Below are 596 nucleotides of genomic sequence, written 5' to 3'. Positions count from 1 at the left end.
TTCTACTCGGTCGAGGGCGAGCAGTTGGTGGAGACGGTGCTGGGCATCCGGGTGCGGGGGAACTTCCCGGACGAGCACACGGTGCCGTTGACGGTGGGGCAGAACCGGTACCTGTTCAACTCGTTGGGCGGCGGGTTCATCAACATGCGGTTGACCGCCGAGGAGGCGTCGGAGATCGTCGCGATCGGGGAGAACGCGCCGGTGGACTGCATCCGCACGTACCGGTGCATGATGCTGCCGCGTGGTGACCGGTTCGTGTGCGACCGGCACCGGGCGATCTTCAAGCCGTCGGTGGACCGGTTGTCGTTTTTGTGGCCGCGTGTCCTGGACGGGGCGAAGCTGTTCGGGGCGGGTCCGCGGGACATCCTGGGGATCACGATGTTCAACCTGTCGATGACGCAGAACGCGCGGTTCACCGCGCAGTTGGGTCCGTCGACGTTCGGGTTCCTGATCGGCGACGCGGCGAACTCGCTGCACTTCTGGCCCGGGCGGGGGCTGAACACGGGGGTGAAGAGCGCGTTGTCGCTGGCGGGCACGCTGCGCTCGAAGTGGCAGGGCAGGCGGTTCCGCTCCTCGGACTTCTCCGCGCACGAGGG

At 67.3% G+C, this 596-nt stretch carries 1 protein-coding gene; it reads left to right on the top strand.

The genetic code is table 11. The features are described 5' to 3' along the window. Nucleotides 1-596, top strand: a 596-nt coding sequence (locus CKY47_RS36790; RefSeq protein WP_306751003.1) for a hypothetical protein, incomplete at both ends; no start/stop codon positions are given.

The organism is Saccharothrix longispora (assembly GCF_030852425.1).
GTDB classification, from domain to species: Bacteria; Actinomycetota; Actinomycetes; order Mycobacteriales; family Pseudonocardiaceae; genus Actinosynnema; species Actinosynnema longispora.
The sequence above is the reverse complement of the archived record's forward strand: the minus strand, read 5'-3'. Positions and strand labels throughout refer to the sequence as shown.